This window comes from Streptomyces sp. ISL-11 (genome assembly GCF_018614525.1).
Lineage (GTDB): Bacteria > Actinomycetota > Actinomycetes > Streptomycetales > Streptomycetaceae > Streptomyces.
Genome location: NZ_JAGGOL010000035.1, coordinates 1 through 15,506, shown reverse-complemented (window position 1 = coordinate 15,506; position 15,506 = coordinate 1). Strand labels below are relative to the sequence as shown.

Genomic DNA, 15,506 nt, shown 5'->3' with positions numbered 1-15,506 from the left:
CCTTACGGGACATCGTTTAGTGCCGCATCAGGCAACGTTCGCCCCGTGTTGACGTGTCGTCCGGTTGCCATGTCGGGCGACACCGAGTCGTCGTCAGCGCCCTCGCCCAGCGAGCCCCGCCCCGCCGTCACCGCTGACGCCGGGATCGCTGCACCGCGGTGTCTTCCTGCCGTGTTCCGGCCGCACCCCGTGTTGGGTCCACGCGTTCGAGCTTGGTCCAGCCGGTCCAGCCTCGCTTCTTTAGCAGCTCGATCAGTCGACGGGCCGGCGGCAAGGTGTCAAACGCCAGGTTGTCCATCAACTTGACGAACGGTGGCTCGATGTCGGCATCGTCCACGTAGCCCTCGCCCTGCTCGTCGGCCATCTGCGTGATGTAGGCGGCCAGCTTGTCGGCCAGCTCGACCAGCCGTGGGTCGTCGTCGGTCCGGTCGAGAGCCTGGCCCAGGGTGAGATAGAAGTCGATGAGCTGCGGGTCGGTGATCTGCTCCCCCTTGCGTGCCATCCACTCCGGAACTCGCTCGGGCGAGTGCGCGGCCAGCGGGATCCAGCCGTCGCGTTCGACCCGGACGATCCGCTCGTCGACCCCGAGCGCCCGCAGCCGGTCGAGGAACCCGACCACCTCCGGGGGCAGCGCCAGGTTGTCCCCGGCGGCGAGGCGGGCGATCCGCTCGCGGTGCCGCTGCCGCTCCCGGATCTCCGCCCGCAGCCGCTTGTCGATGTCTGCGACCGCCGCAGCGAACTCCTCCTCGTCGGCCTGCAGAAGCTCCCGCACGCGCGCCAGCGGAACCCCGGCCTCGGCGAGGGTCCGGATCCTGATCAGCTCGACCACGGCGCCGGCGTCGTACCTCCGATAGCCGGAGTGGTCCCGCTCCGGCTCCGGCAGCAGCCCCTTGGAGTGATAGTGCCGCACCGCGCGCACCGTCACTCCGGCGTACGACGCCAGCTCACCGATGGTCATCGGACCAGCCTCCTGGGAGTTGCTGAAAAAGTCGGCCTGCAGGCTGGGTGGTGTGCGCTCCGGATGATCTCCGCGATTTCCGGGGCGTGGGTGAAGACCAGCCGGTGGTCGGCGTCGAGCCAGGACGTGGAGATGTGCGGCCGCTCGTGGACGAGCCGCTCGATGCCGTCACGCCAGAGCTGGTTGTGCCGCGGTGCACGCCCTTCGGTGCTGTCGCCGGCGATCGAGGTCGACATGATCACGCTGACTGGGTGGGCGATCTTCCGGTACCGGTCGAGGATTCCGGACCGAACCACATCGATCTCGAGGTTCAGGTCATGGATGTCCTGTGCGGTGAGCGACACCTGACGCGCGGTGCCCCTGACCCGCTCGGCCTCTTGCTGCGTCGCCAGGTCCTCCGTCATTGCGCGGAACTCCGCCAGGTCAGCGTCGGTGATGAACGGTTCGGGTAACGGGTTCGCCCCGTCGATGAGGACGAGCCCGGCGACGGTGTCGGGATGCTCGGAGGCATAGTGCACGGCCAGGTCCGCGCCCAGCGAGTAGCCCACGAGCACGGGCGCCTCGGGCAGGTCGAGGCGTTTCGGTTCCGCCATCACGGCGACGAGATCGCTCAGAAATGCGTCGAAGGAGTACCGGTCGGCGGCCGAGGCGAGGCCATGGCCCCTGAGGTCGAAGGTCACCACGTCGTAGTCGCGCCGCAGCAGCTTGGTCAGCTCGTGAAGGTCGGCCTGTGTCGAGTTCAGTCCAGGGCACAGGATCAGCGGTTGTCCCCGGCCGCCGCGGGATACCGGGATCGTGACGCCGTCGTGGCGGACCGTGAAGTGCCGCATCGTCCTGTCACCTCTCTCATCCCGCTCCCCGTCGTCGCCGGTCGGTGTGTCGGTGATCGTCTGTTGGTGAAGTCTCCGGTCGACTCCGGCGACGACCTCATGGTCGCCGTACGGCTTGCGCAGTCCGGCGACCTCGATCGCACTGGTTCTCGTAGTCATGCCGACCATGCTGAGAGGTTGCCCCTGCGTCAGGGTCAACCGTCGCGGCGACATGTCCTCCGCACACCGGCGGCCGCCGCCCTCTGCCCCCCCACACACCGGCCGCGGCCGGCTGTCGCACGAGCGCGCCGAGAACCTGTTCAAAAAGGCCGGCAATAAGCATGACCGTCCCGAGCGCTCCGCGAACGCGGCTTTGACGCCAAGGCCGAGCACCTCCCACGTCCACCTTCCCCACGTGCTCAAGACGACCGCCCCGTGATGAATTCCTTAACCCCAAAAAGGACGGTCAGAATGATCACGTGGCTGAACGCGTGCGGGTCCGTGAGACCGATGACGATGAGGGGCAGCGGCTGCTGCGGATGGTCCGCCGCGGCACCAGATCGGTGGTGACCTGGCGCAGGGCCCAGATGGTGCTGCTGTCCGCGCAGGGCATGCCCGTGGTGAAGATCGCCGAGGTGACCTTCACCAGCGCCGACCGGGTCCGCGACGTCGTTCACTTCAAGCCGGCCGAGCACGGCTTGCCGCTTTCGACCTGGAGCCTGGCCAAGCTGGCGGACTTTCCCGTGGTTGTCGGCAGACTCTCCCCGGGTATGGGCAGGAGGCCAATGACAAGATCAGCGGCCATCACGCATTCCCCCGACCCAGACCTGCTCGGGCGGGCTGCGGCCTCGATGGCGGCAAGGCCCTCGGGGGACAGCTCGACGGACGAGGCCGCGAGGTTCTCCTCCAGGTGCCGCTACCGCCGGGTGCCGGGGATCGGCACCACCGCGGTTCGCCCAACACACTCGGAGCGCGCGCAAGGACTTTGGGCCGACTGTCTGTCGGCGCCCGCCGCCCGCCGCCGTCACCGCACCGTATACGGGCGCGGCACCAGTGGCCGCCAGGCACCGCTGGCGGCCGGTCAAGCGCGTGATCCGGACGGCTGTGTCACCTCACTCCGTGATCGTCTTCCCCGCTGGGGGCACCTCGCTCGATGATGACGCCAACCGTGTGGCCACCGCTGCGCGGCCGGGGTTTGGCGAGCTCCAGCCGCAGCCGCTGTACGGGGAATTCGTCGAGGATCATCTGAGCGGTCCGCTCAGCAAGGGTCTCGACGAGCTGGAACGTGCTCGCGCCGACGAATTCCCTGAGGCGTTGTGAGACGGCGCTGTAGTCCAGTGCGTCGCGGAGGTCGTCGGCGGCGGCGGCCGGGGTGATGTCCGTGGCGAGCTCAAGGTTGATCACCACTGTCTGCTCGACCTGCCGCTCCCACTCGGCGACGCCGATGAGGGTCGCGATCTCCAGGCCGCGGATGAAAACGGTGTCCATAGGGGGGTTCCTTTCTGCGCGTCGTCCCTGCCGGGCCCGGGCCGGGACCTGAACCCGGGAGGTGTTCACTGCGAGGCGGAGCCGGAGAGCAGCGCGTGAGCGGTGCGATAGGCGTCGAGAAAGTGCTCCCGGCCGACCCAGGGCTTGGCCAGGGCGTAGCGGCGCCAGTCCTGGCGGGAGTCGAGAAGTTGCTCCGTACGGATGTGGAAGTAGCGTTGCCGACACCACAGCCCGTCGGCGCTGATGGCCCATTGCTCGTTCGGCAGCTCGATGAGCCGGCCGAGATCCTGCTGCCCCTGTCCCGTCCGGGCGGCGATCGCCGTACGGAGCGTCGTGACCAGCAAGCGCAGCAGCCCGTCGATGTCGCGCAGGGCAGCCGCCGCCGTACCGGCGGAGGCCGTGCCGGGCACCGTCCCCGTCCGCCGGGCCGTGAGCCGGCGGGCCGCAGCGGATGCCTCCTCGTCCCGTGCCCAGGCGGTCCCGGACACCGGTGCGCCGCCCCGGTCCTCCAGCGTCATGTAGAGGGTCTCGTCAGCGCCCCGGCCGGGTTGCGCCGAGTTCGGTGCGGTGGTGCGGCGCAGGTCCAGACGCAGCCACAGGTCGGAATCCGGCAGCCTGGTGCGCACCCCGCCGTCGTCCACGGCCTGCAGGCCGGCGGCCTCGCGGAGCAAGGCCGCCAGGCGCTCCGCGGTGGGTGCCCGCTCGGCGTCATGGAGCAACAGTTCCCGTCGCCGGTGGCGGTCGAGGAGGCCGTTCCTGCTGGTCTCACCGAGGGTGTCGAGCCGGGCCCGCGTCGCGCGCATCTGGGCCTGGATGTCCGCCAGGTCGCTGGAGAGGGCGTCTTGTGTGCTCTGCAGCCGGCGTTCGAGCACCCGGCCGAGGACGAGGAGAGGCACGATGAGGACCAGCGAGCTGCCGAACTGCAGCAGCAGTCCCGGCGTGTACTCGTCGCCCTGCATCAGCCAGCCCCACACCACCAGCGCGAGGCCCCCTAGTGTGGCGAGGGTGAGCAAGGCGATGTCCTTCGGCGGCCGCAGGGTACTCGCCCAGGGCCGCCCGGGCAGCCTTCCGCGATCGGTCACCATCCGCCTCCCCCGTACGCAAAGGTGCTCCATTGCGCGTACCAACTGATAGTCCAACCTGCGATAGTTCAGAGTAAGGGTTCGGGCGCGGAGCGTAACCCGTCCTGGCCGAAGTCGGGGGACTACGCCGTTCTCCAGGCCTGGGAACCGGGCGGCCGCGAATGTCTTGAGGGGGAGCCGTGCAGGGACGTACTGCGGATCCCGGATGCCGAGTCATCGGCATGCCGGTCGCCTACGGTCTGGAAACGTTCAAGGACCGCTCGCAGGAACGGGCCGAGGTGATGGCCCGTCTCACCGACCCGCGGGCCCGCCTGGTGGCCATCATCGGCCGACGGGGGATCGGCAAGAGCGCGCTGGCGGCCAAGGTGGCCGAGCAGCTGACAAGTGGCAGGCGCGGGGAGGGGCGGGCGTGGGCGGGCATCGTCAATGTCAGCAGCCGGACGTCCGGCATCTCCCTGGAGCGGATCTTCCATGACTGCGCCAGGCTGCCGGGGCCGGGCATGCAGGAGGACCTGCTGGAGGTGTGGACCAGCCAGCGGAGCACACCCGACAAGGTGGCACAGCTGTTCGCCGCTCTCTCCGGTGGGCCCTATCTGATCCTGCTGGACAACTTCGAGGACCGGCTCGACGACCGGGGACAGCTGTGCGACCAGGAGCTCACCGAGTTCTTCGACGTCTTCTTCAGAACACAGCACGGGGCCAGGATCCTGATGACCACCCAGGTGCCCCTGGCCCTTCCCCCGGAGCTGCGCCGCTACCAGGCCCGTCTCTACCTCGACCAGGGGCTGCCGGTGCCGGACGCCGTCGAGCTGCTGCGCGAACTCGACGCGGACGGTGAGACGGACATCGTCCGCGCCTCCCGGCAGGACCTGGAACGCGCTGTGCGCCGCGTCTACGGAGTACCGCGGGCCCTGGAACTGATCGCCGGTGCGCTGAGCGAGGACTACCTCACGCTGCCCACGCTCGACGAGGTGCTCGACACGTTCGTCGAGCGCGGCGACGTCATCACCTACCTCGCCCAGGACCGGTTCCAGCGGCTGGACGTAGAGAGCCGGCTGGTCCTGGAGGTGCTCGCGGCGTTCGGCCGCCCGGCCTCGCGGGATGCCCTCTCGTGGGTGCTCGGACCCCTGGCACCGGACGTCGACGTCCCGGCGGCGCTGGCCCGCCTCGCCTCGCACGGCCGTATGGTCACGGTCGACCGCGCCCGTCGCATGTTCGCGCTGCATCCCATGGACGCCGACTTCATCTACGGAGAGCTGCCACCCGACGGCCTGCTCGGCAGCCGTTCGCTCAACCGCCGTGTGGCCGACTGGTATGCCCGGCAGAAGCCGCCCCGCGACCAGTGGCGATCGGTGGACGACGTGCTGCTGCACCGCTACGAGTTCACCCACCGGATACGCGCCCAGGACTACGAACCGGCCGCGGCGGTCCTCGACGAGGTGGACTACTTCCTCACCTGGCGCGGCTCCGTGGGCGCGGCCAGGGACATGCACCAGCAGCTGTCCGGGCGGCTGCACGACGACGAGACCAGGCTGGCCCACCTCGTCGGCTTCGGTCTGGTCCTGTTGTTCGGCGGTCCGCACCACCAGGCCGCCCAGGTCCTGGGAGAAGCCGCCGACCTCGCCGAACGCCTTGGCGACCAGTACCGCCTGGGGCAGGCGCTGTATGCCTTGGGCGACACGTACCGCCAGCTGAACCAGCTCGACGAAGCCATCGGCCCGCTGCGGCGCGCCATCGAACTGGCGGACCGGCTCGGTGACTCCGAGCGCCTCATGCGAGCGCTGATGAGCCTCAGCCTCGCCCACAGCTACCGGGGTGAGGTGCAAGAAGCTCTGGAGGTGGCCGACACCATGCGCACCAGAGCGCTGGAGCTCCGCGACGACCTGGGCTGCGCCCAGGCGAACGACGCCGCGGCGTGCGCACACCTGGCATCCGGCAACTGGAGCCAGGCCCTGGCCATGGCCGGCGCGGCAATCGCCCTCTATGAAGAAGTGGGGGTGACGGAGGCACTCGGGTACGTCCACAACGTCCAGGGTGTCGCCTTCATGGGGCTGGGGGACGTGGAGCGGGCCGAGGCCGAGTTCCTCCAGGCGAACACCGACGGCGCTGCCGTGGGATCACCCCGCACCGAGGGGATCTGCCTGTACAACCTGTCCTGGGCCCACTGGACGGTCGGCCGCTACGCCGACGCCCTCGCGGCCACCCAGCGCTCGAAGGCGGCCTTCGAACGGGCGGCGGTGACCGGCGTCGAGGTTCCCGACAAGCTGGCCCGCGCTGCGCGGGCGATGCTCGCGGGTGAAATGAGCGAGGTCGCACGGCACTTGCGTGCCGCCGCCGAGAAGTCCAGGGGGAATGCGGACTTCGTCCCTCCGGCTTGGTTGCTGGCAGAAGCGGAACGGCTGGCAGCCGAGTGCACTGACTGACCCGGGCCCAGGGCGCTACCGTCTCCCGGGGGGCCTCCCTGACAGGCGTTCCCCCTACGGGCCCAAGGAGCCGAGCCCTGGCCACTGGCCGACACCGCATACCGTACGTCGCTTCGACTCGGAAGGTGCGAATGAATTCTGCCGACTCCGGCCAGTCGCCCGGCCCCGCCGGCCACCGTGACCTGCAGGACTGCGAGCGGGCCTTGGTGACGGCCGCGTCACGCTACGGACAGCAGCCGGGCGAGGAAGTGGTCCGCGCCTGCATCGGCATCCTCGAAGCCCTCGGCTCAATAGCCCATGTCGGCGCCGACGGCCTGCGGGTACGCACCCTACGCGTCCTGCTGTCCGCGTCCGAGCTGTGGTGGCGCGACGGCGATGGCGACGGCACCATCGATGTCGAGCCATGGCCGACCGTACCGGTGGGCACTCTCGTCGCACAGGCCGAGTCGGCGGCCTCACGGACAGCCGATCCGGCACTGCGTGCGACCGCCCGCCACATGGCGGGCCAGCACCTGGTCGTCACCCACAGCCTCGATGCCGCGCTCACCGCGTTCACCGAGGCAGTCGAACTCGCCCGCGCGGCGGGAGACACGTTCACCGAGCTGGAAGCACTGACCGATCTCGGGCACTGCACCGTCGGCCGGGACATCAACCTCGGCGTGGGCATGCTCGAACGGGCTGAGGCTCTGGCCTCCCGGTTGCCGAGCTCCTGCCTCCACCCCGAGCAGGCGCAGCTCCTCCCCATGACTCTCGCCCGGCTGACCGGCCACATCGGCGTCGCCGCATTCGACCGCGGCGCGTTCGATACCGCCGAGAGCCGGCTCCGCGACTCCCTGCAGCGGCTGTCGCCCGGGAACACGCCCGGCCCGTTCGCGAAGACGGCCAACTTCCTCGGCCAGCTGCTGACCGCGGCGGGACGCTTCGAGGAGGCCGAATCCCTCCTGACCGAAGCGGTCGGCCGACTCGCGCCCCGGACGACCACCAGCACCCACCAGGGCTACAACCTCGGGCTGCTCGGCAAGCTGTACCTCGAATGGGACCGCCCCAGCCAGGCGGCGTCCCCACTCCTGACGGGCTGGGACCACCTGTGTGCCGCACCCCACGTCTCGCTCCTGCCCTTGCTGAGGAACTATCTGGGCGAGCTTCTGATGCATCCCACCTACTCCCTCCGGGACGTCACCCGGGCCTGCGAGCTGTTCACCGAAACCGTCGAGGAGTGCCGCCGTACCGGTTTCCAGCGCAGCGAGATCGCCGCACTGATGCTGGGTGCGCGCGGCGCACTTCAGCTCGGTGATCGGCAGTCGGCGCTCGGACTGAGTGGCGAGGCGGTGGAACGGCTCACTGAGACAGGCGAGATGCCGGCCCTGCGCTCCGAGGAGGTGTACTTCACCCGTTACGAGATCCTCGTCTCAGCGGGCAGAAAGGAGCAGGCCGACCCCTGGCTGGACCGGGCGCGGGCAGTCTTGCTGGCCAAGGGGCGCACGATCACCGACCCGGCCGCGCGCGATGCCTTCTACTCCCGGGTTCCGGTCAGCCGGGCCATCCTGGCCGCGAGTGGGCAGCGGGGGCACACTCCCTGACCGGGCAACGCCTCATCCTGCCGAAAGGACGGCCGGCCTTGAGCTTGCCCGCTGACGGCACGAGGCTCCGGGAGGGACCCGTCGCACCGTCGCCTATCGGGTCTCCGCTTACGACTGTCTGCCCCTTGCGGTACGGGTTTCGACGGCCGAAGTCCTGGAAGCCGTCGACCAGGGCCTGGACTCGGGGAATCCGCCTCCCCGGCCGGGGAAGAGCGGGCGGCCCGTCAGAAGTGCGCGATCAGAAAATCCCGGAACTCGGCGTGGGTCAGCGGCCCCGCGCTGCGTGCCGCCACCGCACCTTCCTTGAGGAGGACGACGGACGGGGCCCCGGTGACGTCGTACCGCTTGGTCGCCACCGGACAGCGGGTGATGTCGATTTTGACGGCCGTCAGGAGGTTCGCGTACTCCTCGGCGATCCGACCCACGACAACGTCCATGGCCCGGCATGCCTCGATCGCCTTCGGCCACGTCCCGGAGAAGTAGGCGAGGACCGGGCCTTCACTCATCCTGAGGAAGAAGTCGACCTCCTCGTCCTCCAGTGGCTGATAAACCCGTCTTGGCATCGGAGCTCCTGACCTCGTGATCGACGTATCGGGGCACCATCATCGCCTGTGACACGCGGAGTCGACTTATCCGGGAAGTTCGTCATGGCCGCTGAAGAAGACCAAAGCCAGGCAAGTGACCCCGGCGAGCAGAAGCCCGACGGCCGGTGGTTGCGCGTGGCCACGCACGGGGTCGTCCGGGCGTTCCCGTCCGGCGCGGGCGGGTGGCTGGAAGAGTGGCCGACGCGGGGCCCGGGAACGAAGCTCGCCGTGCCGCCGACGGCGACGGAGTCCGGGTGAATCCGGTGAGGGCCCACGCAGCCGACCGGCCCCGGCTCCCGTACTGCGGCAGTCGGGCGAATCGCGGGTGTCCGCCCGCCCTGTTCCGCCCGCGGTGACGACGCCCGTGATGCACTGGCCGGCGGATGGCCGATCCCGCCACGTCGCACGCCGCGCGGGCCGGCGGCGCGTCCGAGGGCGGTCCCGTACGGCAGCGACGGTGAGACCGCGCCGACCGACGACGAGAGGACGGGCGATGCGCCGGACCGGCCCTCCGGAGCACCCCTCCCCCGCAGCCTCCCCCGACGACGGCGAGTGGGCCGACCGGGCCGACCTCGACGTGTCCCGCGCCGTCGGACGCGTACTCGACGACGTGCTGGGCGAACGGCTCGCGCAGGCGGCCGGGATCGACCCCACGTTCGCCCGGGACGTGGCCGCGCGCGTTGCCCGCTTCACGACCGGGGGCGGCAAGCGGATCCGCTCCCGCTTCCTGTGGTGGGGGTTCCGGGCCTGTCCGGGCGCGGAGCCGGGCCGGACCGGGGCCGTCGCCGCGCTGCGCCTGGCGGCCGCGGTGGAGCTCGTCCAGACGTGTGCCCTCGCCCACGACGACGTCATGGACGGGTCCGGCCTGCGGCGTGGCGCTCCCTCCCTCCACGCCCGCTTCGCCGCGCAGTACCCCGCGGCCGACGGCGCCGGGCCCGGAGCGGGCTTCGCGACGGCCGCCGCCGTGCTCGCCGGTGACCTGTCCCTGGCGTGGGCGGACGACCTGGTCACCGCCACCGAACTCCCCGCCGCCACCCGGCACCGCGTCCACGCGTCCTGGCGGGCCATGCGCACCGAGATGGCCGCCGGGCAGTACCTCGATGTCCAGGGCCAGGTCACCGGTTCCCGCTCGCCCGCCCGCGCGCTCCGCGTGGCCTACCTCAAGAGCGCCCTGTACTCCGTCGAGCGTCCGCTCCACCTCGGCATGGCCCTGGCAGGTGCGGACGCCAGGACCGTACGGGCCGTACGCGCCGCCGGGCGCTGCGCGGGACTCGCCTTCCAGCTCCGCGACGACATCCTGGGCCTCTTCGGCGACCCGCGCGCCACCGGCAAGCCCTCCGGCGGGGACATCCGCGACGGCAAGGCGACGTATCTGATGACGGTCGCCCGGTCCCGCGCCAGGGCCGACGGCGACCGCGACGCCCTCACCCTGATCGACGGCTGCCTGGGCGACGCCCGGCTGCCCGAGGCCCGGCTCGCGCGGCTGCGGGACACCCTCACGGAGACCGGGACCCGCGCCCGCGTCGAGCGGGAGATCGACGGCCTCGTCCGGCACAGCTGCCGGCTGCTGGAGTCGGCGCCGCTCGAACCCGTGGCCCGGCACCGGCTCCAGGAACTCATCCGCGTGGTCGCCGGCGCCCGGCCGGCCGGTTCGGCCGGCACCGGCCGGGCCGACGACCGTGTGCCCCTCGCGCGGCTCGTCGCCGCCGCACGAGGAAGGATCCGATGAAGACCCTCCCGGGACGTACCGACCACGTTGTGGTGGTCGGAGCCGGACTCGCCGGCCTGTCCGCCGCGCTCCATCTGCTCGGTCCCGGCAGGCGCGTGACCGTCATCGAGAAGGGCAGCCTGCCCGGCGGCCGGGCCGGGCGACTGGACCTGGGCGGCTACCGGATCGACACCGGGCCGACCGTGCCGCACCTCGTCGGCGAGAGCCTGCGCGACCATGTGGAGCTCGTCCCGCTCCACCCCGCCTACCGGGCGTGCTTCGCCGACGGCAGCACGCTGGACGTGCACACCGCCGCCGAGGCGATGGAGGCCGAGGTCGAACGGTTCGCCGGGACCCGAGAGGCGCACGGCTACCGGCGCCTGCGCGCCTGCGCGCCTGGCTCGAACGTCTCTACGCTGTTCAGATGCGGCGGTTCATCGACACCGACTTCGACTCGCCGCCGGCCCTGCTCCACCCCGACCTGGCCCGGCTCGCGGCCCTCGGCGGCCTCGGCAGACTCGACGGCCGGATCGGCCGCTACCTCCGGGACGAGCGCCTGCGCCGCGTCTTCTCCTTCCATGCCCTTGTACGTGGGCGTGCCGCCCGCCCGGGCCCTCGCCGCGTACGCCGTCATCGCCTACATGGGCCGCAGCGGTTCGGGGGCGTCCACGAGGACGACCGAGGGGCGCCGGGGCGCCGGCACGGTGACGCAGAGCCGGTACGCCGGCGACAGCCCCGCCGCGCCCGCGCCGACGATGACGACGTCCGCCTCCCGCATGAGGGGTGCCGGGCCGGTGCAGGCAGGCCGGACGAGGAGGATACGAAGGCGGACGCGGGGCCTCGGGGTGCATCGTCGACGCTCCCTCGCTCCCGCGCGATGTGACAGGCCCGCGCCCGCCTTCGGTCTGTGGGGCGGCTCAGTCCGCCGGGCGCCGTGCCATCAGCAGCGGCAGCACGTCGGCCCGTACGCGCGCGGGCGAGCCGAGTGCCAGGGATTCCACCGCCGCGCGGCGGAAGAAGAGCTGCGCGTCGCTGGCGTCCGTCATGCCGTGCGCGCCGTGGAGGTGCAGGACGTCCCGGCCCGTGTCCCGGGCGAGCGTGGCGGCCATGGCCAGGGCCTGGCCGGCGGTCAGCCGGTGGTCCCGGTCGGTGTCGGCCTCCCAGGCGGCCTGCCGGGTGAGCAGCCGGGCCGCGTCGATCCGGGTGGCGAGACGGGCCAGCAGGAAGGCCGGCGACTGCTGCCGGGCGAGGGCGCCGCCGAACTGCCGGCGCTCCTTGAGGCGGTCGGTGCCGAGCCGCAGGGCACCCCGGGCGAGTCCGACGAGGTAGGCGGCCTGGAGGGTACGGGCGGACGCGATCAGCTCCTGCCAGGTGGCCTCCGGGTCCTCCACGGGGGCGAGCCAGGCGGTGACCGGTGTGTCCGCGAGCCGGACGGCGTACAGCTCGCCGCGGCCCAGTTCCTCGTGCCTGCGCAGGTGGACGGTGGGGTCGTCGCGCCGGACCAGGGCCGTGCGGCGGGTGCCGTCGGCGGTCAGGCCGGGGATCAGCAGCCAGTCGGCCTCGGCGGCGAAGGCGACGAAGCGGCGCTCGGCGCTGACGGTGTCCCCGGTGGTGCCGGTCGCGAGGGGGGCGTCGTACGGGCGGACGGCGCCGTCGCGCACGGCGGCGGCCACGGACGCGCCCGCGGCGATCTCCTTGAGGAAACGGTCGCGCCCGGGACCCGGCGCACAGCGCAGCAGGGCCTCCGAGGTGAGCACCGTGTCCAGCAGCGGCCCTTGGTAGAGGACTTCGCCGAGGCGCTCGGCGAGAACGGCGAGGCCGCTCAGGCCGCGGCGGTCGCCGGGGGCGGGCGACTGGTTGAGGCGCAGGGCGCCCATTTCGGTCAGCGCCTGCCAGACCATGGCGCGGATCGCGGCGTTGTCGGGGTCCGCGCCGTGGCGGGGACGGTCGGCCATCCGGCGGATGAGGGGGGCGAGTTCGTCGTCGAGGGTCTCGGTGACGTGCCGGAGCAGTTCCTGGTGCTCGGGGGCGAGTGTGACGTCCATGGCGTTCCGGTCTCTCCGGTTTCTCTCGGCGGCTCGGGGCCCCGGCTCGGCCGGGTGCCCGGGGTGCTCTCGACGGCTCAGGCGAGCAGTCCGAGGCCGGCGGAGGCGATGAGGGTGAGCATGACCTCGGACGTCCCGGAGGCCAGGGTGAGGCCGGGGGCCTCGCGGCAGGCCGCTTCCAGGACGCCGTGGTCCGTGCTCTCCTCGTCGTCCCCGGCCAGCAGCGCGTCGAGCCCGGCCGACTCGGACGCGGCGAGGGCGACCTCACGGCCCGTCTCGCCCGCCCAGTACTTGGCCATCGCCGACCGCACCTCGTCGCTCCGGCCGGCGTGGAGGTCGTCCACACACCGCCAGGCCAGCAGCCGTGCGGCCCGTACGTCGGCGTCGAGTGCCACGAGCCGGTCCGCCTCGGCGGGGGTGAGCTCGCCGCCGCGGGTGGCCGCCCGCTCCAGGGCGGCGTCCAGCCAGCGGCGCGCCTTGGCCTGGAACTCGATGCCGGTGCGCTCCAGCCCCAGGACTTCGCCGATGATCTGCCAGCCGTCGTCGACCGTGCCGAGCACGTCCTCGTCGGTGACGCGGATACCGGAGAGCGTCACCTCGTTGAACCGCTCGTCGCCGATGTTCCACATCGGCTCCACGCTCACGCCCGGGGTGCGCAGGGGCACCAGGAAGACGGTGATCCCGTGGAACCTGACCTCCGACTCGGTGGTCCTGGCGGCGCAGAGCGCGAAGTCGGCCAGCTGGGTCTTGGCGCTGTAGACCTTCCGGCCCGACAGCCGCCAGCCATCGCCGTCGCGCTCGGCGCGGGTCCGCAGGGCGCTGAGGTCGGAGCCGGCCTCCGGCTCGCTGAACAGCACGCCGGCCACGCTCTCGCCGCGCGCGATCGGCGGCAGAAGCCGCTGCTTCTGCCGGTCGGTGCCGTAGAGCAGCAGGGCGAGCCCGACGATGTCGATGCTGAGGGTGTGGGCGATGTCGGGCACACCGCGGGCGATGAGCTCCTCGGTGAGGATCGCCTTCTCGGCGATGCCCCGGCCGCTCCCGCCGTACTCCGGGGGCCAGTTCGGAGCCAGGAGCCCGCGGGCGCCCAGCTTCCGGTAGATGTCGAGGAGGCCGCCCTCGGTGCCGGGGCGGGTGCGGATGGCGGCGGTCTCGGCGCGCACCTCGTCGGTGTCGAGCAGCGCGCGGATCTCGTCGCGGTAGGCGCGCTGGTCAGGCGTCGGCGCGAGGTCCATCGGTGCCGCCCTCCTCGGTCTCTTCCTGGGCCCGCGCCATGCCGGCGGCGAGGACGTCGATCAGGTGGTCGGGGGCGCCGAGGAACGCGTAGTGCTCCCCTTGGAGAACCGTCGGCCGGAACCGGCCGGGCTCGGCGTACTTCTCCCAGCCGCCCATCTGGTCCGGGCTGATCTCCTGGTCGGCGTCCCAGCCGATCGTGTGCACGACGGACGGCAGGCGGACCGGCTCGGCCAGGTGGTAGGCGCGGTTGGCGTCCACATCGGCCCGCAGCACCCCCAGGCTCATGTCGATGAGACCCGGGTGCGGCGTGCCTCCCATGGCCCGTGTCAGCTCACCCAGCTCGACGGCCAGCTCGGCGTCCGTCATGCCGAGGAAGCGGCCGAAGGGGCCGTCGTGCGGGGCGACCTGCGAGGAGACGAAGAGCGCGGACGGCGTCGGCAGCCCCTCCCGCAGGAGGTGGAGGGCGGTGGCGAAGCCGGGCAGGGCGCCGCCGCAGTGGCCGAAGAAGCCGAACGGCCGGTCCAGGTAGGGCAGCAGGGCCTCCGCGAGCGGCCCGGCGAGCTGCTCGTACGTACCGTAGTGCGGGTCGCGCAGGCGGTTCTCCCGGCCCGGCAGCTGGATCAGGCAGACCTCGGCCGGTCCGATGTGCTTGGGCCACCGGTTGTACATCGACGCGCCCACACCGGAGTACGGGAAGCAGAAGAGCCGGGTGGGCGCGTCTCCCTTGGGCTTGCGCAGCAGCCAGCGCTGCGGGCGCGGCGTAGGAGCCATGCTGGAAGTCACCTCGTGAGGGAAGCGGCGAAGGCGGTACCCGCCATTCCGGCGGTGAGGGTGGTGCCGTCGGTGGGGTTGATGAGGAGGAAGGAGCCGGTGCGGCGGGAGTGGGTGTAGGGGTCGAGGGGAAGGGGCTCGGCCGTACGGAGGGTGACTCTGCCGATGTCGTTGGCGGTCAGTTCGCCGGGGGCCGGGTGTTGGGAGAGGTCGTCGAGGGTCAGGCGGGAGGGGATGTCCTTGACGATGGCCTTGACGGTGCGGGTGGTGTGCTTGAGCAGGACCCGGTCGCCCACGCGCAGGGGGTGGTCGGCGACATGGCAGACGGTGGCTTCCACGTCCTGGGTGGGCGCGGGTGCGGTGAGGGTGGGGGTGATGAGGTCGCCGCGGGAGATGTCCAGGTCGTCCGTGAGGCGGACGGTGACGGACTGCGGTGCCCATGCCTCCTCCACCGCCTCGCCGAGCAGGTCGATGGCGGTGATCGTGCTGGTGCGGCCCGAGGGCAGGACGGTCACCTCGTCGCCGACGCTCAGCACGCCGGAGGCGATCTGGCCGGCGTAGCCGCGGTAGTCGCGGTGCTGGGGTGTCTGGGGGCGGATGACGTACTGGACGGGGAAGCGGGCCGGTTCACCCGTGGGATCGGTGACGACCGGCACGGTCTCCAGATGTTCGAGGACGGTCGGGCCGTCGTACCAGTCCATGTGCGCGGAGGGGGCCACCACGTTGTCCCCCGCCAGGGCGCTGATCGGGATGGCCGTCACCTCAGGGACACCCAACGACGCCGCGTAGGTGGTGAATTCCTGGGCGATGGTGGTGAAGACGGGC

At 71.7% G+C, this 15,506-nt stretch carries 12 protein-coding genes and 3 pseudogenes; 5 read left to right on the top strand and 10 right to left on the bottom strand.

What is annotated here, in order from left to right:
- Positions 1-127 precede the first annotated feature (127 nt).
- Positions 128-958: a MerR family transcriptional regulator gene (locus J7E86_RS10070; RefSeq protein WP_215081220.1), complete on the bottom strand. Its 831-nt coding sequence runs from the start codon at positions 956-958 to the stop codon at positions 128-130.
- Positions 955-2,001 (bottom strand): alpha/beta fold hydrolase, encoded by a 1,047-nt coding sequence (locus tag J7E86_RS10065; protein ID WP_251018921.1) that lies wholly within the window; start codon positions 1,999-2,001, stop codon positions 955-957. Before J7E86_RS10065 ends, J7E86_RS10070 begins: the two co-directional genes overlap by 4 nt.
- Before the next feature lie 245 nt (positions 2,002-2,246).
- Here J7E86_RS10065 and J7E86_RS31815 point away from each other — a divergent pair.
- A pseudogene (locus J7E86_RS31815) lies at positions 2,247-2,444 on the top strand (IS630 family transposase); the annotation flags it as partial.
- 430 nt (positions 2,445-2,874) lie between these two features.
- Here J7E86_RS31815 and folB read toward each other — a convergent pair.
- Both folB and J7E86_RS10050 read right to left on the bottom strand, forming a co-directional pair.
- A complete protein-coding gene (folB, locus tag J7E86_RS10055) occupies positions 2,875-3,255 on the bottom strand; it encodes a dihydroneopterin aldolase (protein WP_215081219.1) in 381 nt (126 codons plus the stop codon).
- 65 nt (positions 3,256-3,320) lie between these two features.
- A complete protein-coding gene (locus tag J7E86_RS10050) occupies positions 3,321-4,337 on the bottom strand; it encodes a hypothetical protein (RefSeq protein ID WP_215081218.1) in 1,017 nt (338 codons plus the stop codon).
- Positions 4,338-4,558: 221 nt separating this feature from the next.
- On the opposite strand from J7E86_RS10050, the gene J7E86_RS10045 reads away from it, so the two are divergent.
- Both J7E86_RS10045 and J7E86_RS10040 read left to right on the top strand, forming a co-directional pair.
- Positions 4,559-6,760, top strand: a complete 2,202-nt coding sequence (locus J7E86_RS10045) for a tetratricopeptide repeat protein (RefSeq protein WP_215081217.1) — start codon at positions 4,559-4,561, stop codon at positions 6,758-6,760.
- A gap of 131 nt (positions 6,761-6,891) precedes the next feature.
- Positions 6,892-8,340, top strand: a complete 1,449-nt coding sequence (locus J7E86_RS10040) for a lipopolysaccharide assembly protein LapB (RefSeq protein ID WP_215081216.1) — start codon at positions 6,892-6,894, stop codon at positions 8,338-8,340.
- 224 nt (positions 8,341-8,564) lie between these two features.
- Here J7E86_RS10040 and J7E86_RS10035 read toward each other — a convergent pair whose 3' ends face one another.
- On the bottom strand, positions 8,565-8,903 hold the full coding sequence (locus tag J7E86_RS10035) for a co-chaperone YbbN (RefSeq protein ID WP_215081215.1): 339 nt from the start codon (positions 8,901-8,903) through the stop codon (positions 8,565-8,567).
- A 514-nt stretch (positions 8,904-9,417) separates the two neighbouring features.
- On the opposite strand from J7E86_RS10035, the gene J7E86_RS10030 reads away from it, so the two are divergent.
- Both J7E86_RS10030 and J7E86_RS10025 read left to right on the top strand, forming a co-directional pair.
- Entirely contained in the window at positions 9,418-10,653 is a 1,236-nt protein-coding gene (locus J7E86_RS10030) for a polyprenyl synthetase family protein (RefSeq protein ID WP_215081214.1), read from the top strand.
- Positions 10,650-11,276 (top strand): annotated as a pseudogene (locus J7E86_RS10025) (FAD-dependent oxidoreductase); the annotation flags it as partial. The gene J7E86_RS10030 and the pseudogene J7E86_RS10025, both read left to right, overlap by 4 nt.
- Here the strand turns inward: J7E86_RS10025 and J7E86_RS10020 are convergent.
- From J7E86_RS10020 to J7E86_RS10000, 5 genes and pseudogenes are all read right to left on the bottom strand, one after another.
- Positions 11,270-11,410: a lycopene cyclase family protein gene (locus J7E86_RS10020; protein ID WP_308312539.1), complete on the bottom strand. Its 141-nt coding sequence runs from the start codon at positions 11,408-11,410 to the stop codon at positions 11,270-11,272. The pseudogene J7E86_RS10025 and the gene J7E86_RS10020 overlap by 7 nt on opposite strands.
- 139 nt (positions 11,411-11,549) lie before the next feature.
- Entirely contained in the window at positions 11,550-12,677 is a 1,128-nt protein-coding gene (locus tag J7E86_RS31580) for an acyl-CoA dehydrogenase family protein (protein WP_215081213.1), read from the bottom strand.
- Between the two features lie 77 nt (positions 12,678-12,754).
- Complete coding sequence (locus tag J7E86_RS10010; protein WP_215081212.1) at positions 12,755-13,909, bottom strand: acyl-CoA dehydrogenase family protein; 1,155 nt, start codon at positions 13,907-13,909, stop codon at positions 12,755-12,757.
- Complete coding sequence (locus J7E86_RS10005) at positions 13,887-14,681, bottom strand: thioesterase II family protein (RefSeq protein WP_215081211.1); 795 nt, start codon at positions 14,679-14,681, stop codon at positions 13,887-13,889. Before J7E86_RS10005 ends, J7E86_RS10010 begins: the two co-directional genes overlap by 23 nt.
- An 8-nt stretch (positions 14,682-14,689) precedes the next feature.
- Positions 14,690-15,506: pseudogene (locus J7E86_RS10000) on the bottom strand (hypothetical protein); the annotation flags it as partial.